The sequence below is a fragment of the Sphaerimonospora thailandensis genome (genome assembly GCF_016863115.1).
Lineage (GTDB): Bacteria > Actinomycetota > Actinomycetes > Streptosporangiales > Streptosporangiaceae > Sphaerimonospora > Sphaerimonospora cavernae.
On record NZ_BOOG01000078.1, the window covers coordinates 1 to 20569 of the forward strand.

At 69.3% G+C, this 20569-nt stretch carries 16 protein-coding genes and 1 pseudogene; 10 read left to right on the forward strand and 7 right to left on the reverse strand.

What is annotated here, in order from left to right; translation table 11 throughout:
• Positions 1 to 2585 (forward strand): ATP-binding protein (locus Mth01_RS27530; protein WP_204018879.1); only part of this gene is annotated, 2585 nt, incomplete at its 5' end.
• Between the two features lie 3 nt (positions 2586 to 2588).
• Positions 2589 to 3233, forward strand: coding sequence for a response regulator (locus tag Mth01_RS27535; RefSeq protein ID WP_204018880.1), 645 nt, complete (start codon positions 2589 to 2591; stop codon positions 3231 to 3233).
• A gap of 145 nt (positions 3234 to 3378) precedes the next feature.
• Here the strand turns inward: Mth01_RS27535 and Mth01_RS27540 are convergent, their stop codons facing one another.
• The gene (locus Mth01_RS27540) at positions 3379 to 4932 is read right to left on the reverse strand and encodes an NYN domain-containing protein (protein WP_204018881.1); all 1554 of its coding nucleotides are present in this window, start codon (positions 4930 to 4932) and stop codon (positions 3379 to 3381) included.
• A gap of 159 nt (positions 4933 to 5091) precedes the next feature.
• Positions 5092 to 7680, reverse strand: a complete 2589-nt coding sequence (locus tag Mth01_RS27545; RefSeq protein WP_204018882.1) for a sigma factor — start codon at positions 7678 to 7680, stop codon at positions 5092 to 5094.
• Positions 7681 to 7812: 132 nt separating this feature from the next.
• On the opposite strand from Mth01_RS27545, the gene pyrE reads away from it, so the two are divergent.
• Positions 7813 to 8349 (forward strand): orotate phosphoribosyltransferase, encoded by a 537-nt coding sequence (gene pyrE, locus Mth01_RS27550; RefSeq protein WP_204018883.1) that lies wholly within the window; start codon positions 7813 to 7815, stop codon positions 8347 to 8349.
• Here pyrE and Mth01_RS27555 read toward each other — a convergent pair.
• Positions 8327 to 8791: a hypothetical protein gene (locus Mth01_RS27555; protein ID WP_204018884.1), complete on the reverse strand. Its 465-nt coding sequence runs from the start codon at positions 8789 to 8791 to the stop codon at positions 8327 to 8329. The two genes, pyrE and Mth01_RS27555, sit on opposite strands and share 23 nt — an antisense overlap.
• Positions 8792 to 8861: 70 nt before the next feature.
• Positions 8862 to 9542, reverse strand: a complete 681-nt coding sequence (locus Mth01_RS27560; protein WP_239090052.1) for a DedA family protein — start codon at positions 9540 to 9542, stop codon at positions 8862 to 8864.
• Positions 9543 to 9697: 155 nt separating this feature from the next.
• Here Mth01_RS27560 and fbaA point away from each other — a divergent pair, with 155 nt between their 5' ends.
• The 4 genes from fbaA (at position 9698) to Mth01_RS27580 (ending at position 13750) form a co-directional block, all read left to right on the forward strand.
• Positions 9698 to 10720 (forward strand): class II fructose-bisphosphate aldolase, encoded by a 1023-nt coding sequence (gene fbaA, locus Mth01_RS27565; RefSeq protein WP_204018885.1) that lies wholly within the window; start codon positions 9698 to 9700, stop codon positions 10718 to 10720.
• Positions 10721 to 10840: 120 nt separating this feature from the next.
• Positions 10841 to 11263 (forward strand): DUF3151 domain-containing protein, encoded by a 423-nt coding sequence (locus tag Mth01_RS27570; RefSeq protein WP_204018886.1) that lies wholly within the window; start codon positions 10841 to 10843, stop codon positions 11261 to 11263.
• 129 nt (positions 11264 to 11392) lie between these two features.
• Positions 11393 to 12676 (forward strand): adenylosuccinate synthase, encoded by a 1284-nt coding sequence (locus tag Mth01_RS27575; protein ID WP_204018887.1) that lies wholly within the window; start codon positions 11393 to 11395, stop codon positions 12674 to 12676.
• A 147-nt stretch (positions 12677 to 12823) separates the two neighbouring features.
• Positions 12824 to 13750, forward strand: coding sequence for a glycerophosphodiester phosphodiesterase family protein (locus tag Mth01_RS27580; protein ID WP_204018888.1), 927 nt, complete (start codon positions 12824 to 12826; stop codon positions 13748 to 13750).
• 80 nt (positions 13751 to 13830) lie between these two features.
• Here Mth01_RS27580 and Mth01_RS27585 read toward each other — a convergent pair whose 3' ends face one another.
• From Mth01_RS27585 to Mth01_RS27595, 3 genes are all read right to left on the reverse strand, one after another.
• Positions 13831 to 14025 carry a ferredoxin gene (locus tag Mth01_RS27585; protein WP_204018889.1) on the reverse strand — a complete coding sequence of 65 codons (195 nt, stop codon included), beginning with the start codon at positions 14023 to 14025 and terminating at the stop codon, positions 13831 to 13833.
• Positions 14026 to 14034: 9 nt separating this feature from the next.
• Complete coding sequence (locus tag Mth01_RS27590) at positions 14035 to 15246, reverse strand: cytochrome P450 (RefSeq protein ID WP_204018890.1); 1212 nt, start codon at positions 15244 to 15246, stop codon at positions 14035 to 14037.
• Between the two features lie 130 nt (positions 15247 to 15376).
• The gene (locus tag Mth01_RS27595) at positions 15377 to 16489 is read right to left on the reverse strand and encodes a magnesium and cobalt transport protein CorA (RefSeq protein ID WP_204018891.1); all 1113 of its coding nucleotides are present in this window, start codon (positions 16487 to 16489) and stop codon (positions 15377 to 15379) included.
• 359 nt (positions 16490 to 16848) lie between these two features.
• Here Mth01_RS27595 and purD point away from each other — a divergent pair, with 359 nt between their 5' ends.
• The 3 genes and pseudogenes from purD to Mth01_RS27610 all read left to right on the forward strand — a co-directional run.
• Entirely contained in the window at positions 16849 to 18105 is a 1257-nt protein-coding gene (purD, locus tag Mth01_RS27600) for a phosphoribosylamine--glycine ligase (RefSeq protein WP_204018892.1), read from the forward strand.
• A gap of 256 nt (positions 18106 to 18361) precedes the next feature.
• Positions 18362 to 19657 (forward strand): UDP-N-acetylglucosamine 1-carboxyvinyltransferase, encoded by a 1296-nt coding sequence (gene murA / locus Mth01_RS27605; protein ID WP_204018893.1) that lies wholly within the window; start codon positions 18362 to 18364, stop codon positions 19655 to 19657.
• A gap of 259 nt (positions 19658 to 19916) precedes the next feature.
• Positions 19917 to 20569: pseudogene (locus Mth01_RS27610) on the forward strand (transcriptional regulator); the annotation flags it as partial.

Below are 20569 nucleotides of genomic sequence, written 5' to 3' on the forward strand. Positions count from 1 at the left end.
GCCTCGGCGGCCAGGCCCGCGTCCGCGGTGTGTCGGGTGTCTGGAAGGACCTCACCGACAACGTCAACTCGATGGCGAACAACCTCACCTACCAGGTGCGCGACATCGCCGAGGTGACCACGGCGGTCGCCAAGGGCGACCTGACCCTCAAGGTCGACGTCGACGCCCAGGGCGAGATCCTCGCGCTGAAGACCACGATCAACCGGATGGTGGACCAGCTCTCCTCGTTCGCCTCGGAGGTCACCCGAATGGCACAGGAGGTCGGCTCCGAGGGCCGCCTCGGCGGCCAGGCCCGGGTCGAGGGCGTCGAGGGCATCTGGAAGGGCCTCACCGAGAGCGTGAACGAACTGGCCGCCCGCCTCACCACACAGGTGCGCGCGATCGCCGCGGTGACCAGCGCGGTCGCCCGCGGCGACCTGACCCAGTCGGTCACGGCTGAGGCCGAGGGCGAGCTCGCCGATCTCAAGGACAACATCAACACGATGGTGGCCAACCTGCGGGCCACCACGAAGGCCAACGAGGAGCAGGACTGGCTCAAGTCCAACCTGGCCAGGATCTCCCGCCTGATGCAGGGCCACCGCGACCTGTTCGAGGTCGCCAGGCTGATCATGAGCGAGCTCACCCCGCTCGTCTCCGCCAGCCACGGCGCCGCGTACCTGGTGGTGGACGGCGAGCTCAACCTGATCGCCGGGTACGGCATCCAGCCGGGCTCGAGCCCCCGGCAGAGCTTCGCCTTCGGCGAGGGAATCGTCGGCCAGGCCGCCCTGGGCGACCAGCCGATCATCCTGGAGAACATCCCCGGCGAGAACATCACCATCGAGACCGGTCTCAGCAGGTCGCAGCCGGCACAGATCGTCGTCCTGCCGATCCCGTTCGAGAACAAGGTCCTCGGCGTGCTGGAGATGGCCTCGTTCACCCAGTTCAGCGAGGTCCACCTCGACTTCCTCACCCAGCTCGTGGAGACCATCGGCGTCACCACGAACACGATCATGGCCAACTCCCGCACCGAGGACCTGCTCACGGAGTCGCAGCGGCTCGCCCACGAGCTGCAGGAGCGCTCCGACGAACTGCAGCGCCAGCAGGAGGAGCTGCGCAGGTCCAACGCCGAGCTGGAGGACAAGGCGGCGCTGCTGGCCAAGCAGAACCGGGCCATCGAGATCCAGAACTTCCAGATCGAGCAGGCCAGGCGGACGCTGGAGGAGCGGGCCGAGCAGCTCGCGGTCTCCTCGCGCTACAAGACCGAGTTCCTCGCCAACATGTCCCACGAGCTGCGCACCCCGCTGAACAGCCTGCTCGTGCTCGCCAAGCTCCTGACGGAGAACACCGACGGCAACCTGACCGCGCAGCAGGTCGAGTTCGCCAAGACCATCCACGGGGCGGGCTCCGCGCTGCTCCAGCTCATCAACGACATCCTCGACCTGTCCAAGGTCGAGGCGGGGCGGATGGACATCGACCCGCAGCAGCTCTCGCTGCCCAAGCTGGTCGATTACGTCGAGGCCACCTTCGCGCCCCTCGCCCAGGACAAGGGGCTGTCGTTCGCCGTCACGGTGGACCCGGCCGTACCGAACGAGCTGCACACGGACGAACAGCGCCTGCAGCAGGTGCTGCGCAACCTGCTCTCCAACGCCGTCAAGTTCACCCCCAAGGGACAAGTGCGGCTGGAGGTCACCCCGGCTCCGCGGGACGTGTCGTACGTCGACGAGACGCTGCAGGGCCTGGACGGAGTCGTCGCGTTCAAGGTCGTGGACAGCGGCATCGGCATCGCCCCGGACAAGCTGGAGGTCATCTTCGAGGCGTTCCGGCAGGCCGACGGGACCACGAGCCGCAAGTACGGCGGCACCGGCCTCGGCCTGTCGATCTGCCGTGAGATCGCCCGGCTGCTCGGCGGGGAGATCCACGTGGACAGCGCACCGGGGGTGGGCAGCACGTTCACCCTCTACCTGCCGATGGTCTACTCGGGACCGCTCGCGTCACCCGACGGCGGGGCCACCACCGGCAGGCCGGCTGTCGATCACCGCGTCTCGGTGCCCGTTCTGGAGGCGGAGGAGGTTCGCCCGGAGATCCCGATGCCCACCGACCTGCCGACTCCCCAGATCATGCCGGTGCTGGACGGGCAGGATTGGCAGGGTGACGACCCGCTCATCGGAACCAAGATCCTTATCGTGGACGACGACATCCGCAACGTGTTCGCGCTCACCAGCGTGCTCGAACGGCACGGCTCGACCGTGGTCTACGCCGAGAACGGCCGCGAGGGCATCGAACAACTCGAACGCAACGAGGATGTCGCGCTCGTCCTGATGGACATCATGATGCCGGAGATGGACGGCTGGGCCACCACCTCGGCGATCAGGCAGATGCCCCAGTTCGCCGAACTTCCGATCATCGCGCTTACCGCGAAGGTCCTGCGCGGAGACCGGGAGAAGAGCATCGCCTCCGGAGCATCCGACTACGTGCCCAAGCCGGTCGACGTCGACCGACTCCTGGAACGACTCCGCGGCTGGCTGATGCGCGGCCGCTCCGACGTGGCGGAACGGCCACGGTCGACCTCGAACGCAGCGCCTCATGAAACCGACGAAGGGGAGTGATCGATGGCTGATCGCGTAAAGGTCCTCCTCGTTGACGACCGCGAAGAGAATCTGATCGCGCTTGAGGCGATCCTCAGCTCGCTGGACGTGGTCCCGGTGCGGGCCAAATCCGGCGAGGAAGCGCTCAAGGCCCTGCTGTCATCCGATTTCGCGCTCATCCTCCTCGACGTGCGAATGCCCGGAATGGACGGTTTCGAGACCGCCGCACACATCAAGCGGCGGGAGCGTACCCGCAACATCCCGATCATCTTCCTGACCGTGGTCGACAGCGCCCCCGACTACGCCTTCCGTGGGTACGCCGCCGGGGCCGTCGACTACCTGACCAAACCCTTCGATCCCTGGGTCCTGCGGGCCAAGGTCGCCGTGTTCGTACAGCTCTACACGATGAACCAGCGTCTCGCCGAGCAGTCGGCGCTGCTTCGCGAGCGGTTGGCGTCCGAGGTGTCGGGCGGCGCCGGGGCCGCCGGGGGCGTCGGTCAGGTGTCCCTACTGGCCGAGTTGTCCAACCGGATCGTCGCCGTCCAAGACGAACTCCGGCGGGTCCGCGAGATCGCGGACAAGTCGGGAGACAGCACGCTCAGCGGGGCGATCGCCGAGCTCAGTGAACGGATCAGGCACCTTCGGGCCGGATTCGACGCCCTCCAGTGACGCCCACGCCCACCCCCAAGCCCGTGATCGTGCGAATACTCGCACATCGCGTCCCGACCAGGCATTCTGAGGTTCGCGCAGGTCAAGGAGATGGCTTGCGAGAAACTGCAAGATCACGGGGGGTTGGGGTCGGGGGCCTAGAGATCTAGTGGCGTGCTCGTTCGAGTGCGTCCCAGAAGCCGCGGCGGAGGGCGTGACGCACCTCGTCGTGGAGCAGGAAGTCGATCGGCAGCGATGATCCCTGCAGCAGACGCGCCTCGAGGTCGGACGGCATGCGGGGTTTACGCGCCAAAACCGCCTCCAACCAGAGAGCAGGAGCATCGCGCGCCACCGAGTCACCGAAGTCATGGCCCTCCTTGTGCGCGGCCTGCACCGCCTCGGCGAGGGTCGTGGTGACCGCGGACTGGGGCGGCACAGGAGCGGGGTGCGGCCCTGTGTACGGCCCAAGCGCGGGCGAGTAGCTCCCACCGCCCCCGTACTGCTGTGAAGGGGAGGACATCGGCGGCTGGGACGGAACACCTTGGGACGGAATCCCCTGCGGCGTCCCTTGCGGCGTCCCCTGCGACGAGGCATGTTGCGACGACGCGCCCTGGGATGACGGAGCCTGCGGCGGAGCAGCCGACTGGGGCTGATGGCGCGCCCGCTGAGGTAGCCCCTGGGACGGCGGCGACTGCGGCTCGGAGACCAACCCCGGATAGCCGGACGGCGAACTCTCTACGGGCGTCGGCGAATGGGCCGAGGTCGGGGGCTGGGTCGGGTTGGATGGCGGCGCAGAGCCGGACGAGTGGGCGGGACCGGACGAGCCGGCGGGCAGCGCGGGCTGGGCCGGGCCGGACGGCGGGGCCGGCGGGAGTTGCGCAGGCGGCGACGGCTGCGCCGGCAGTGCGGGTTGTGAGGACTGCGAGGGCTGCGAGGGCTGCGAGGGGCGAGCGTGCGCCGCGCCCGAGGGCCGCCCGCTCCCCTGTGACCCGTTGGCATGCGGCACCAGACCGTTGCCGTGCCCTTGGCTGTTGCTGTGTGCTTGGCCGTTGCCGTGCCCTTGGCTGTTGCTGTGTGCCTGGCCGTTGCCGTGCCCTTGGCTGTTGCTGTGTGCCTGGCCGTTGCTCGCCGCCTGCTGGTGGCGGTGCTGACCGTTGCCACTCGGCGGACCACCGGGATCGGCGCTAGTGATCATGGTGATGTACGGCCGGAGGTGACCGGCGCCGATCTCGATGAGGTCGTCGCACTCCTGCCGCAGCGTCCGAGATGCCGCCCAGGCGCTTTCGGCGGCGATCTGCATGACGGTGACACGGATGCCGAGATCCTGGGCATCGCTGACCACCTGGGCCAGATCCTCGTCACCGCTGACGACGACGGCGTCGCAGATCGCGTTGTTGCGGGCCAGGGTCATCAGGTCGCGATGCGTCTGGGCGTCCACACCCTCACGACGACCGGGCCGGATCCGGGCCAGGCGCAGCTTGAGGCCCGGGATGTCGGCCAGCACATCGTGCTCCGGCGTCCGGCGACCCTCAACGGTCGCCTCGTACCAGTAGCAGCGCAGCAACGGCAGGCCGGTACGCTCACGCGACAGGCCGGTGAGCAACTGCAGCAGACCGGGATAGTCCCAGGTGACGGCTTCGCGATGGCGGGTCCCATGCACGGCCATCGCGCCGTCCGCCAGCAAGTAGCCGGCGTCAACGAACAGCGCGCACCGATCCACGTGACACCGCCCTTCCTACGTGGCTCTATCAGGGTAGTGAAGCGGGTAGATCGCGCGAGGCGATTCCCGGCGATTCAGCCGACGCCCCTGACGTCGCAGTGCTTAACGCAGACCGTACCAGTTTGCCCTGTTTTTGCCTTCCCTCCGGTGGTCAGGAGGTTAGGACCACGTGTGGGTGGTGATCGCGGCGACTCCGAAGAGGAGCCCCTCGCGCCTGGTCTTCAGCCGGAGCACCGGGTGGCGGCCGAGAAGCGTCTGGAAGGTGTCCACCGCCACCGCCGACACACCGGTTCTTCTGCCTCGATGACCGGCACCCGCCCGTGACCGGTCGCTCAACGTCACCACGCCGTCGCCCGCGCCGGTCGCGTTCCACAGCACGAGATCGACTCTGGCCGGTGCCGTGTCGGGAGCGAGACCGTCAAGCGGGATCTTCGTCGTCTCGCCGCTCCCCATCGAGGCCGCGTCCAGGACCGTCGCGGTGCCGTACGGCTGCCGCCTGTCCTCGGCCACCACGACCAGGCTCCATCCGGCCTGCCTGGCGGCCCCCGGCCCGGTGGGGGCGTCGGCGACCCACCAACGGCCCCCGCGAGCCTCACGGACCATGGGGGTGACGTCCGCGAACGCCTGATAGCCGGTACGCCGGTCCCGGTGGGTCACCTCCGTCGCCTCGATCGTCCGATAACTCGGGGCGCCCGGAGGCCGGACCCTGACCGCTCGACCGGGATCGGATCTCGGGCTGGCGCCGGAGGCCCGGGCATCGCCGGTGTTTCGGGTGCTCTCCTGGCCGATCGCCGACCAGTAGAGGCCCGCCCAGAGCACCCTGCTCCCGGCGGGCAGGTCGAGGCGGGCGCAACTCGAGGTGCGCGTGGCCGGATCGTCGTCGAGGTCGACCGGCACCGCCACGCCCGAACCGCCTGCCCGCGGCTCACCGGAGTCGGCGGGTACGCAGTCCGGGCGTCTGGCGACGCGGCCCCGCAGCGCGTTGCCGATGGTCCGGGTCAGCACCCGGCCCGTCGCGGCGAACCTGGCCGCGGCGTCGGCGTCCCGTACCCCCGACTCCGACTTGGCGACCGTCTCGAGTGAGCCGGATCGCACCGATGCCCCGAGTCCCTCGCCCTTCGGGGCATCGGCCGCCACGTTCACCGGCAGGAAGAGCGTGCTTTTCTCACCGGGGGCGAGTCCCGGGTGAGCGCATCGCACGCGCTGCCCGGCCGTACGGCAGGTCCAGCCGTCCCGCGTGCCGGAGTCCGTCGGGGTGACGCCCCGCGGCAGACGTACCGTGGCCGTGACGCCCTGCCCGGCCGCCGTACCGGGGTTGCGAAGCCGAAGGGCGACGATCCCGGGTCTGGCCGGCACGAGCGCACCGAGCGGGGCGATGCTCGCGACCAGCGCGGGCCGCGTGGCCCCCGACTCCCTCGGATTCGTCGGATTCGTCGGATTCGTCGGGCCCGTCCGGGCCGTGGGCGATGTCTGCCGCCGGACCTGTTGACGGGTAACAGGCGGGGCCGCCCGTCCAGGCTTGCCGAGCACCCGCGCCGGTCGATCCTCCCGAGCGCGGGTCCCGGTCGTCTGAGAACCGGTCGTCTGCGAACCCACCGCCTGCGAACCCGCCGCCTGCGACCCGGCCGTCTGCGAACCCGCCGCCTGTGAACCGGTGGCCTGTGAACCGATGGCCTGTGAACCCACGGCCTGCGATCCGGTCGTCTGTGAACCGGCGGCCTGCGACCCCGTCGCCTGTGAACCGGCGGTGCCGGTCGCGGCGGACAGGGAGGCATCGGATTCGGCGGCGGGAGTGCCCGCGGGTGAGCCGGAAGCGAGGTACGGGAGCAGAGCCGATTCTCCCCTCGCCAGGGGCTTCTTGACGGCCGGCCCGGAGACGAGCAGGAACATGCCCAGGGCCAGGGCGGCGGCGGCCGCGCCCGCCATGACGGCGCGGTACGGCGTGGGCAGCCAGGAGAGCACGGGCACGCCCCGCGGCTCGACGCCCACCCCGTCACCCGCCGCGCCGAGGTCCGCGAGGTAGTCGTCGATGGCCGGCCCGGCCACGAGCGGACCGACGATCGCCCGCAATCCCTGCGTCACGTCCGCGAGTTCCAGGTACACCGACCGGCAGTCGATGCACCCGGCGACGTGCTCGTCCACTCCGCCGGCATCACGCTTGGGCAGACCGCCCTCGACGTACTGCACGATCTTGGGCAGGACCGGGCGGCACTCCTCATCGGGTCCGGCGTCCTCGTGGAGCCTGAGGTAAGCCTGCCGGAGTCCCGCACGGGCCTGCGCGACGAGGGCCGCCGTGCCTTTCGCGGAAAGGTTGAGGAACGAGCCGATCTCCCCCGGCCCCGCGCCCTCGACCTCGGCATGCCACAGCACCATCTGCCACTGCTCGGGCAGCGCGAGATAGGCCCGGGCGACCGCCGAGCGTTCCAGCCCGGCCAGCTCCGGGTCCACGTGGACGTGACCCGGATGCGCCAGGTCCACCTCACCGATGGCCAGGTAGCGCCGGATCGCCATCAGCAGGTAGGGACGGAAGGCGCAGGCGGGACCGCCATCGCACCGGATCATGTCCAGGACCCGGGCGAAGGTCTCGACCAGCACCTCCTCGGCCTCGTCCTCGCCCTGCACGAGTTGCCGAGCCAGGGACCTGGCCGCGCCCACGTGCCGCTGGTACAGCACGCCGTAGGCCGCGGTGCTGCCGGCGTGTACGGCCTCCAGCAACTCGATGTCGGTTTGCCGGGCTTGTCTACTCATCGTGACCTCGCGATTACCGGGCGTTGCAAGGCCATTAATTCCGCACTCCACGGCATGGCTAAACCGAGGTGACCGGTTTACCCGGAGCGACAGGTGACCGACGCGTCATCGCCAGGCCGTACGCTGAGCACCATGAGCGACCGCGACAGCCTCCTTGACGAGATCAAGAAAAAGGGAATCGTGCACGGCCGGGTCGTGCTCTCGTCGGGCAAGGAGGCCGACTGGTACGTGGACCTGCGGCGCATCACGCTGGACGCGGTGGCCGCGCCGCTGGTGGGCCGGGTGATGCTGGATCTCACGGAGGACCTCGGCTACGAGGCCGTCGGAGGACTGACGCTGGGCGCCGACCCGGTGGCGACCGCGATGCTGCATGCGGCGGCGGCGCGCGGCAGCGCACTGGACGCGTTCGTCGTGCGGAAGGCGGGCAAGGCGCACGGCCTGCAGCGCAGGGTCGAGGGGCCGGACGTCGCCGGGCGGCGCGTGCTGGCCGTTGAGGACACCACGACCACGGGCGGTTCGGTGCTGACCGCGGTCGAGGCACTGCGGGAGGCCGGCGCCGAGGTCGTGGGCATCGCGACGATCGTGCACCGCGGCGGCGACGAGAACCTCGCCGCGACCGGCCTGCCGTACCGCTCGGCCTTCAGCCTCAGCGATCTCGGGCTCGCGTGACTTTGAAAGATTCACGCTCGCCGGGCTTGCCGGCGGCGCGGGGCTTGCCGTTCTCGAAGACCTGGACCGCGCTTCCGTCACCCAGGACCACGTCGAGTTCAGGTTCGAAATAGGACGCCTGCTCATCCTGGGTCAGGTCGCGGTCGATGAGCACGTCGCCGCCGGGCACCCGGACGAAGACCGGGCATCTGTCGGCCTCGCAGACGATCCGTACGGTGGGCACCCCCGTGTTCTGAGTCCCCGTGCTCTGAGTCCCCGTGCTCTGCGGTCGCGCCGTCTCCGCGGGGGTCGCGGGAGCGGTGGCGGGTGCGCTTGGGGACGGAGCGGGCTCCGGAACGTCGCCGGAGCCGAGCGCGGACAGCAGCGCCCGCGCACCGATCACGATCAGCGCGACCAGCAGCAACACCGCCAGGCCGACGAATGCCAGCCTGGTGATGCCCATCGGGTCAGACCTGTGCCGTCCCACATTGTGGAAGGGTAGCGGGTGTGAGACTTGTCTCAGTGCCTATGGGTCACTTCGGCGCGTGATGGCGGCCCTTCGGCTCGACCCGGGCGGCCTTGCGGTTCTTCAGCACCTCCCTGACGATCGGGAGGATCGACAGGACGACGATCACGAAGACGCCGGGCAGGATGTACTTGTCGATGTTCTCGACCCTGGTGCCGAGGAAGTGGCCGAGCACCAGCAGCGCCTCGACCCACACGACGCCGCCCACGACGTTCCAGAGGAAGAAACGTCGCGGGTCCATCTCCAGCACCCCGGCGACCGGGTTCATGAAGGTACGGACGATCGGCATGAACCGGGCGACGACGACGGCCTTGGCCGGGCCGAACTTCTCGAAGTAGAACTCCGCCTTGTCGACGTGCTCCTTCTTGAACAGCCGGGAGTCCGGCTTGTCGAACATCTTGCGGCCGAATCTCGAGCCGAGATAGTGACCGAGTTGCGCTCCCGCGATGGCGGCGAGCGGCGTGAAGACGAGCAGCGCGGGCAGCGACAGTGGTTCGATGCCCAGGCTCTGCGCGGCGGCTGCGCCGCTGAAGATGCCCGCGGCCACCAGCAGCGAGTCGCCCGGAAGGAAGAACCCGACGAGCAGGCCGGTCTCGGCGAACACGATGGCGATGACGCCGATCGTGGCGAAGGCGCCGAGCATGCCCAGCCACCACTTCGGGTCGAGTAGATCGAGGAGGACGTCCACGAGGTGAGCCTACCCGGCGCGTATCAGCCGAGAGTCAAGCGAAACAGGCGCTCCGCGCGTACCTCGCGGCCCTCGGCGGTGCCGCTTTCCTCCGCGGCGTGACCTTCGGGATACTGGGCATCGCCGGGTTAACGTCCAAGAGGAGATGACTACCGATGGCTATCGCGACCCCAGAGGTCTACGCCGAGATGCTCGACCGGGCCAAGGCGGGTGGCTTCGCCTACCCGGCGATCAACGTGACCTCGTCCCAGACGTTGAACGCCGCGCTCCGCGGTTTCGCCGAGGCGGAGAGCGACGGAATCATCCAGGTCTCGACCGGCGGCGCCGAGTTCCTGTCCGGCACGACCGTGAAGGACATGGTGACCGGGTCGGTGGCGCTGGCCGAGTACGCCCGGGTCGTCGCCGACAAGTACCCGGTGACCGTGGCCCTGCACACCGACCACTGCCCGAAGAACAAGCTGGACGGCTTCATGCGCCCGCTCATCGAGATCTCGCGCGAGCGGGTCTCCCGGGGGCAGGACCCGCTCTTCCAGTCCCACATGTGGGACGGCTCCGCCGTACCGCTGGAGGAGAACCTCTCCATCGCCGCCGAACTGATCGAGAAGTGCGCCGCGGCCCGCATCGTCATGGAGATGGAGATCGGTGTCGTCGGCGGTGAGGAGGACGGCATCGTCGGGGAGATCAACGAGAAGCTGTACACCACGCCCGAGGACGCCATCGCCACCGCCGAGGCCGTCGGCCTGGGCGAGCGCGGCCGCTACATGCTCGCGGCGACCTTCGGCAACGTGCACGGCGTCTACAAGCCCGGGCACGTCAAGCTGCGCCCGTCCGTGCTCAAGGACATCCAGGAGGCCGTCGGGGCCAAGTACGGCAAGGACAAGCCGTTCGACCTGGTCTTCCACGGCGGTTCCGGCTCGCTGCTCGAGGAGATCCACGAGGCGATCTCGTACGGCGTGGTGAAGATGAACATCGACACCGACACCCAGTACGCCTTCACCAGGCCGATCGTGGACCACATCTTCAAGAACTACGACGGCGTCCTGAAGGTCGACGGCGAGGTCGGCAACAAGAAGGCCTACGACCCCCGTTCGTACGGCAAGTCCGCCGAGGCCGGCATGGCCGCCCGGATCGTCGAGGCGTGCCGGCACCTGAAGTCCGCCGGCACGAAGCTCAAGTAAGTAGGTCCGGCCACGCGGAAACGGAGGATTTTTCGGCGATCTTCCGTTTCCGCGTGAACGCGGTGAACGTCACTGGGACCTGCCATTACTTTCGGGCCCTCCACAGGTGAGACTGTGCACATGGAATCGCATGAGAACCTCCTTGCCGGTCCGGCGCCCACCCTGCTGCCGGACCACCCCGAGGCCCGCGAGATGCTGGAGGCGGGCACGAAGGCGGCCGACGTGGCCGCGCGCTTCCCCGCCTACCCGGCGGCCTGGGCCACCCTCGCCGAGGACTACTTCGCGGCAGGCCACGCGGTGACGTCGTACGCCTTCGCGCGCACCGGTTACCACCGGGGGCTCGACCAACTCCGGCGTTCCGGATGGAAGGGCCACGGCCCGATCCCCTGGGAGCACGAGCCGAACCGGGGGTTCCTGCGATGCCTGTTCGCGCTCTCACGGGCGGCGCAGGCGATCGGGGAGAAGGACGAGGCCGAGCGCTGCGCCCAGTTCCTGCGGGACAGCAGCGCGGCCGCCGCCGACGCTCTGAACGGCGCGCCCTGACTGGTTTCCGACGGCAACGCCCGATCATCCCAGGTCCCCGGAGCCGCGGGGCCTGGGATAGTCTCTGGTTGCAAGAGCCCCTGTCGCGCTTGCGTCAGGGGTTTTCCATTTGTGCTCGGGAGTGGGACCATGCCGGCTGTCGTTCTCGTTGGCGCCCAGTGGGGTGACGAGGGCAAGGGAAAGGCCACCGACCTGCTGGGCGGCGACGTCGACTATGTCGTGCGCTACCAGGGCGGCAACAACGCGGGCCACACCGTGGTCATCGGCGATCAGAAGTACGCGCTGCATCTGCTGCCGACCGGGGTGCTGTCACCTGACGTCGTGCCGGTCATCGGCAACGGCGTCGTCATCGACCCCGGTGTGCTGCTCAGCGAGATCGACGGCCTCGCCGAACGCGGAATCAACTGCGACCGCCTGCTGATCTCGGCGAACGCCCACCTGATCATGCCCCACCACAAGGCCATCGACAAGGTGACCGAGCGCTACCTCGGCAAGTCCAAGATCGGTACGACCGGGCGGGGCATCGGGCCCACCTACGGCGACAAGATCTCCCGCATGGGCATCCGCGTACAGGACCTGCTGGACCCGGGCATCCTCGGACAGAAGATCGAGGCCGCGCTCACCGAGAAGAACCAGATCCTCACGAAGATCTACAATCGCCGCGGCCTGGAGCCGGCCAAGATCCTGGAGGAGTACCTCGGCTACGCCGAGCGGCTGCGCCCCCACATCACCGACACCTCGCTCGTGCTGACCCGGGCGCTCGACGAGGGCAAGGTCGTGCTGCTCGAAGGCGGCCAGGGCACGCTGCTCGACATCGACCACGGCACCTACCCCTTCGTCACGTCGAGCTCGCCCACCTCGGGCGGCGCCTGCACCGGCTCGGGCATCCCCCCGAACCGGCTGACCAGGATAATCGGCATCCTGAAGGCGTACACCACGCGCGTCGGCTCCGGGCCGTTCCCGACCGAGCTGCTGGACGAGCAGGGCGAGTGGCTGCGCCAGACCGGCGGCGAGTTCGGCGTCACCACCGGACGCAACCGCCGCTGCGGCTGGTTCGACGCGGTCATCGCGCGCTACGCCACGCGGATCAACGGTGTCACCGACTTCTTCCTCACCAAGCTGGACGTGCTGTCCGGGCTGGAGCGGATCCCGGTCTGCGTCGCCTACGACGTCGACGGCGTGCGGCACGACGAGATCCCGATGACGCAGACCGAGTTCCACCACGCCAAGCCGATCTACGAGGAGCTGCCCGGCTGGCAGGAGGACATCACCGGAGCCAAGACCTTCGAGGACCTGCCGCCGAACGCCCAGGCGTACGTCAGGGCGCTGGAGGAGATGAGCGGCGCGCCGGTCTCCGCCATCGGCGTCGGTCCCGGCCGCACCCAGACGCTGCAGCTCCGCTCCCTCGTCTGAGTCTCGCCACGTCCGGGTCACGTACGGCTGGATCCAACATGCGCGTGTCCCAGGTGCGGCACCCCGTCCGGTAAAGTCCCGTACGGCCACGCCGTATGGGACGGTAATGCGCGGCACTGAGCGGGCGACCCAGTAGGGTCTGCCCTTGTGCTTGAAAAAGTTGAGCTGCATGGTCACAGAGGGGCGCGTGGGCTCAGACCGGAGAACACGCTCCCCGGCCTGGCCTTCGCACTCGAACTCGGGGTGGACGCACTGGAGTTCGATGTAGCCATGTCCGCCGACGGCGAGATCGTCCTCACCCACGACCTCGTCGTCTCGTCGGTGACGAGCGCGGACACCGGCATGGCCGCGCCGAGCGACGAGATGTTCCCCTATGTCGGCAAGCCGATCATCTCGCTCACGCTGCCCCAGTTGCGCACGCTGGACGTCGGCGTACGGCTGCCGCAGCGGCCCGACGACCAGTTCGCCATGACCCAGGTGCCGCTGCCGGACACCCGGATGCCGACGCTCGGCGCGGTGCTCGGCCTGATCGGGGCGCTGGGCGCGGACGACGTGCGGCTCAACGTCGAGTTGAAGTCCGATCCCACCCGCCCCGACCTGTCGGCGGACCCGGGTAAGTTCACCGAGCTCGTGGTCGCGGAGCTGGACCGGCACGATCGGCTGTCCAGGTCGGCCATCCTCAGCTTCGACTGGCGGATCCTCGAGGCCGCCCGGCCGATGACCGAACGGCGGTACGCCCTGGTCGAGCGGGACACGATGCACCCGGTCTGGATGAACGGGCTGCGACCATCCGACTTCGCCGCCGGAGTCGCCGGAGCGGCGGCCGCGGTCGGCGCCACCACGCTGTCCCCCGATCGCAGGATCGTCGACGCCGCTCTCATGGCCGACGCGGCCCGGCACGGCCTCCCGGTCGTCGTGTGGACGGTCAACGACCCCGTGGAGGCCGGCCGGCTCATCGACATGGGCGTCTCCGCCGTCGTCACCGACTATCCCGACCGCATGCGAGACCTCTGGCAGGCCCGCAAGCTGCCGCTCGCCAAGCCGATCAGCCCCCTCCGCCCGGTGGTCGCATAACCCACGGCTTCCCCCCTTCACCCCCTTCCCGTGATCTTGCGAATTCTCGCGCATCGGGCTTTGACCAGGGCCAGGGGAGCCTAGGGTGTGATGGACAGGGCTCCTGACGGGCAGAGCCGTACGGCCTGCTCGGCCGCGGCGCGCAGCGCCTCCGGCGGTTCGGGGTCGAGCACCACCACCGTGCCGTCGTCGTCGCTCTGATCGAAGACCGCGGGCGCGGTGAGCGCGCACATCCCGGCGCCCACACATCGTCCGGCATCCGCGTTGATCTTCATTTTCACCTCCTACCAGGCCACCGGAAGGCGATGGACGCCGTAGATCGCCATCGCGGCCCGCATCGGGACCTCCTCCGGTGGTACGGCCAGGCGCAGGCCGGGGAAGCGGCGCAGCAGGGCGGGAAACGCGATGCGCATCTCCGCCCGGGCGAGCTGCTGCCCCAGGCACTGGTGGACCCCGTGGCCGAACCCCAGATGGCCCTGCGCCGACCGCGCGAGGTCGAGCACGGTGGGATCGGCGAACCGTTCGGGATCGCGGTTGACGAGGGGCAGCGAAAGCAGCACGGACTCCCCGGCGCGGATCAACCGGCCGTCGATCTCCACGTCCTCGAGGGCGGCCCGGATCGGGCCGAGGTGGACGACGCTGAGGTAGCGCATCAACTCCTCGACCGCGTTCTCGACGCTGCCGGGGTCATCGCGCATCACCGTGAGCTGCGCCGGGTCGCACAGCAGCGCGAACGTGCCGAGCCCCAGCATGTTGGCGGTCGTCTCGTGCCCGGCGATGAGCAGCAGCAGCCCCATGCCGGCGATCTCCCGGTCGGTCAGCTCGCCGGCGGAGATCAGCCCGCTGAGCAGGTCGTCTCCCTGCTCTGTCGACTTACGCAGCACGAGTTCGTGCAGATAGGCGAACAGGTCGTCCAGGGCGGCCTGCGCGTCGTCGAGCGGCGTCTCCAGGTTCAGCAGCGTGGCGGAGTCACGCTGGAACCGTTCGCGGTCGCCGTACGGCACGCCGAGCAGTTCGCAGATCACCAGGGAGGGAATGGGCAGCGCGAAGGTCGGCACCAGGTCCACCGGAGGGCCGTGGCGTTCCATCGCGTCGAGGTGGTCGGCGACGATCTCCGCGATCCTGGGCTCCAGGAGCTTCATCCGGCGCACGGTGAACTGGCCGGTGAGCAGCTTCCGGTACCGGGTGTGCTCGGGAGGATCCATCCGGATGAAGAAGCCCGGCGGCATCCGCTCCAGGTCTTCGCGTCTGATCGGGCGATTCGGGAACGGCGAATGAAGCAACTCGGGGCGGTTGGAGAAGCGGGGGTCGGCGAGGATGGCGCGAGCGGCGGCATACCCGGTGACCACCCACCCCTCATGGCCGTCCGCGTAGGTCATCCGGCGGACGGTCGCCTCCTCCCGCCAGCGTCCCAGCTCGTCCGGCGGGTCGAAGGGACGCTCACGCGTGATGGGAAGGGTCTCCCGTGTCTCCCGGCGAGGTATGGCCTCTGTCATGACACGCTCCTGTAAAGTTGGAAACGGTCGCCTGTCGAGGTCCTGCCCTGCCAGATAACAATATCAATCCGGAAATCGCAATAAATAAAAATTCATTGCATATGTCATGAAATTCCGGGAAGGTTTGCGGTCAGAGCCAGCCGTTGCGGCGGAAGGCGCGGTGGAGGAGCGTGCAGACGAAGGCCATGACGCCGAGCACGACCGGGTAGCCCCAAACCGTCTTGACCTCGGGCATGTAGTCGAAGTTCATGCCGTAAAGGCCCGCGATCATGGTGGGGACCGAGATGATCGCCACCCAGGCGGAGATCTTCCGCATGTCCTCGTTGGCGAGCGCGTTGGAGCGCGCCAGGGCGGCCTGCAGGATCGAGTCGGACAGCTCGTTGGTCGCCTGGACCTGCTCGCACACCCGGGACAGGTGATCGCCGACGTCGCGGAAGTACTCCCGCATCTCCGAGGGGATCATGCGGCGCTGCGGCAGCGCGTTGAACGGCGTCTGCAGGGGGCCGACGGCCCGCTTGAGCTCCAGCATCTCCCGCTTGAACTGGTAGATGCGGTTGATGTCGCGGGAGCTCACCTGCGTGAAGACGGCCGACTCGACCTCTTCGAGCTCTGTCTGCATCAGGTCGGCGACCTGCAGGTACTTGTCGACCACATGGTCGGCGATCGCGTGCAGCACACCGGCCGGTCCGCGCACCAGCATCTTCGGTTCGGCCTCCATCCGCTCCCGGACGTCGCTGAGCGGGCAGTGCCGGCCGTGCCGTACGGTCACCACGAAGTCGGGCCCGACGAACACCATGATCTCGCCGGTGCCGATGATCTCGCCGGTGGCGGCGGTTTCCACGTGGTCGATGAAGGCGACGGTCTTGAGCACGACGAACAGCGAGTCGCCGTACCGCTCGACCTTGGGCCGCTGATGGGCCTTGATGGCGTCCTCGACGGCGAGGGGGTGCAGGCCGAAGACGTCGGCGAGCCACTCGACCTCGGGGGCGTCGGGCTCGTGCAGGCCGACCCACACGTAGGCGTCGGGGACGGGGCTGTCGTGGTTGTGCTCGCGGACCAGCCTGACCGCCTCGGGGATGTCCCGGGCGGGGACCTTCTCGCCGCCGACGTAGGCGCCGAACTCCACCACGGAGTTGTCCGGCGGGCCGCTCGGCGTGGCGGCGGCGGTCACCGACCCGTTGAGGCGTGGCGGCACCATCCGGCCGTGCCTGTTGATGCGGGTGAACAGAATCGAGGAGCGCATGGCGGTCCCTTCCCGCCCGAGTCGGCACGCTCTACGCGCGACGTGATGTCACCCCTCAATACAGGCGTGAGCTGCCCCTCGGGCTTCGGTTTCGGAGTGGTCGGGAATGCGCACGTCGTACGTGCGCCAGCACGTACTGACAGGATCACCAGGATTCATCCCGGACCACCTCCAATCGCCACGAGACAGCACTCAGCCCGCCCAACCTACCACAGGTCGGCACCTTTCTCAGGCTACCCCCAGGAAGCATCGCCGATCATGCGTTTCTTGCCAAAAGCAGCCGCCATATCCTGGCGACCCCTGTGGCATCCCGTTCGGCGGCGCGAAATCGCGCCGGGCCGGTGCGAGACAATGGGCGGGTGCGCGTACTTGTCATTGGAAGCGGAGGGCGCGAGCACGCCCTCTGCCGTGCCCTGCGGCTCGATCCCGCCGTCACCGAAGTCCACTGCGCGCCCGGCAACCCGGGCATGGCCGAGATCGCCGAGCAGCACCAGGTGGTCGCGACCGACGGCGCCGCGGTGACGGAGCTGGCCGGCCGGCTGGACGTCGACCTCGTCGTCATCGGACCCGAGGCGCCGCTCGTCGCCGGAGTCGCCGACGCGGTCAGGGCCGCCGGCATCCCGTGCTTCGGCCCCGCACGGGAGGCCGCGGCGATCGAGGGGTCCAAGGCGTTCGCCAAGGACGTCATGCTGGCCGCCGGAGTGCCGACCGCCCGGGCCTTCACCTGCGTGACCGATGAGGAGGCCGCCGCCGCACTCGACGAGTTCGGCCCGCCGTACGTGGTCAAGGACGACGGCCTGGCGGCAGGCAAGGGCGTGGTCGTGACCGACAGCCGCGACGAGGCCCTCGCGCACGCCAGGGCATGTGGACGGGTCGTCATCGAGGAGTACCTGGACGGCCCCGAGGTGTCGCTGTTCGCGCTGTGCGACGGCGCGACCGCCGTGCCGCTGCAGCCCGCGCAGGACTTCAAGCGCGCCCACGACGGGGACAAGGGACCGAACACCGGAGGAATGGGCGCCTACACGCCGCTGCCGTGGGCTCCCGACGGCCTCACCGACCAGGTCATGGCGGAGATCGTGCTGCCGACCGTCGCCGAGTTGGCCGGCCGTGGCATGCCGTACACGGGCGTGCTGTACGCGGGCCTGGCGCTCACCGAGGCGGGTCCGCGCGTCATCGAGTTCAACGCACGCTTCGGTGACCCGGAGACGCAGGTCGTGCTCGACCGGCTGGAGACGCCGCTCGGCGGCCTGCTGCTCGCCTGCGCGACCGGCGACCTGGCCGCGCACGAGCCGCTGCGCTGGCGCGGCGGCGCGGCGGTCACCGTCGTGCTGGCCGCGGAGAACTACCCGGCCGACCCCGTCAAGGGCGACGAGATCACCGGGCTCCCGCCCGGTGGCGGGCCGGCCGGCGGTGCGGGGACGTACGTCCTGCACGCGGGCACCTCGCGTGACGAGAGCGGGCGGCTGGTGTCCAACGGCGGCCGGGTGCTCAACGTGATCGGCACCGGGACCGACGTGGCCGAGGCCAGGGCGCACGCCTACAAGGCGCTCGAACAGATCTCCATGCGGGGCTCCCACCATCGCTCCGACATCGCGCTGCACGCGTCCGGCGTCTGAACAGGACCTGACAACCGGGGCCTGGCAACCGGGGCCTGGCAACGGGGCCTGAACCGGACCTGAACGATACCTGTGAGCAGGCTTGTTTCAGTGCCCCCGTCCGGGGCACTGCGCAAGCCGTCCGGACCGGTACGGCGCACGCCCCCAGGCAACCCGTGCGAGTTCGGCTGAAACATCCGGATCAGGGGCTACGCTGTGGCGAAGCCGCCGCCTCATGCGGATCCCCCATCCCTCCCCCAACATAGGAGTCTGGTCCATGGTTCGTTACCGCGTCCGTGGTGGCAATGTGCTGCGTGGTACCGCCTTCATCCAGGGTGCGAAGAACGCCGTACTGCCGATGATCGGGGCCGCGCTGATGGCGGCCGAGGGCCGTACCGTGCTGCGCAACGTGCCGGTGATCGAAGACGTGCGCCGGGCGGTCGAGCTCGCGCAGGCCGTGGGCGCCAAGGTGGAGTTCCACGAGACGGAGCGCACGCTCGTCATCGACGCCTCCCGGCTCACCAGCCCGGTCCTCCCCGCCGCCATCGCACGGCGGTTCCGCGGGTCCGTGCTGTTCGTGCCGGCCCTCCTCCACCGGCTCGGCGAGGCGGTCATCGAGGGCATCGGCGGCTGCAACCTCGGCAGCCGGAACCTGGACTTCCACTACCTCGGCTACAAGCGCCTCGGCGCGGTCGTCGACGAGGGGGAGAGCGTCATCCACATCAAGGCGGCCGGGCTCGTCGGCCACCCGCTCTACCTCGACACCCCCTCCCACACCGGCACCGAGAACCTGATCATGGCGGCCTCGCTCGCCAGGGGAACCACCGTCATCGAGAACGCGGCGCTCGAGCCCGAGGTCCTCGACGTCATCGCCATGCTCGCCCGGATGGGCGCGCGGATCCACGGGGGCGGCACCGGCTTCATCACGGTCGAGGGAGTCAACGAGCTCACCGCGGTCGAGCACACGGTCATGCCCGACCGGCTCGACGCCGGCGTGTTCGCGATGGCGGCGGCGATCACCGGCGGCGAGGTGAACCTGGTCGGCGCCTCTCTCGAGCACCTGGGCGTGGTCCGCTGGAAGCTGGAGCAGATGGGCGTCGAGTTCGAGACCCACGGCGCCGTGCTGCACGTCCGCCGGGAGCGGACGCTCCGCCCGATCAACGTGATCACCGACACCTACCCGGGCTTCGCGACCGACCTGCAGTCGCCGTTGATGACGGTCGCCTGCCTGGCCGACGGGTCCAGCTACATCCACGAGCGCATCTTCGACGGGCGGTTCGCGCTGGCGGGCGAGTTGAACAAGATGGGCGCGAACATCGAGGTCGACGACAGCCGCGCGGTCGTCCACGGTCCCACTCCGCTGCACGGCGCCGAGGTGACCGCGCACGACCTGCGTTCCGGCATCGCGCTCGTGCTCGCGGGCCTGGCCGCCGAGGGCGAGACCTCCATCGGGTCCGGCTATCTCATCGACCGCGGCCACGCCGCGCTCGCGCAGCGCATGCAGGCGCTCGGCGCCGATGTAGAACGGCTGGCAGATGTGGAACATGAAATTTCCCCTTTGAGCGAGGCATGAGCCTAGAATCCCATTTTTCCGTCTTGACCAGCGGAAACATTGCATTGTAGAGACCGGGTCAGCGACACCCGAATGGTATTCCGGTAAATCCGGGCGTGACATTTCGGCCCTAACCAGCGATCGTTCCAATGGAAGCCATGACGACGAGGCACGTGGGATGGGACGAACATTGGTCGAGCGCACGGAAGACAATCCGCGCGGGTCACGCCTGAGCACGGTGGCGCCGGAGCTCACAATCGGTGTGGTGGGGTCGCATGATCTGGTCGAGAGGGTGATGCTGATGGGGCATTCAGCCGCCCCGGTGCCCTGTCGCCTGGTCGCGGCCGCCTACCGCGACGAGCAGGAGGCGGCGGACAAGGTGACGCGGCTGGGCCCCGGAGTGGACGCCTGCCTTTTCGCGAGCCCGGTGCCCTTCGAGCTCGCCCGGCGGGCCGGCGTGCTGACGATGCCCGCCACCCACGTGCAACTCGGCGGGGCGGCACTGGTCGCGGCGATCGCACGGGCGGCGTTGGACGACCGGATCGATCCCCGGCGGGTGAGCATCGACGTGGTGGGCCGATCGGAGATCGACGAAGCCTACGTCGATCTCAACCTGCCGTCGAGCGAGGTGCACAGCCGCGAGGACGCGGGCCCGGTCGGCACGATCACGGCCTTCCATGAGCGGCTGATGCGCCAGGGGGCGACGACCGGTGCGCTGACAAGCGTTCAGGGGGTGGCCGACCGGCTGACCGCTGCGGGGGTGCCGGCCGTGCCGATCCGCCCGACCGCCGCGGCGGTCCGTACGGCCCTGCACACGGCGGCGCTGCTCGGCGCACGGTACCGGCTGGAGGAGTCGCAGCTCACCGTGGTGCTGGTGGAGGTGCCGACGCTGCGCGAGCCGGTACGGAGGACCTCACCGCGATACTGGCGGGG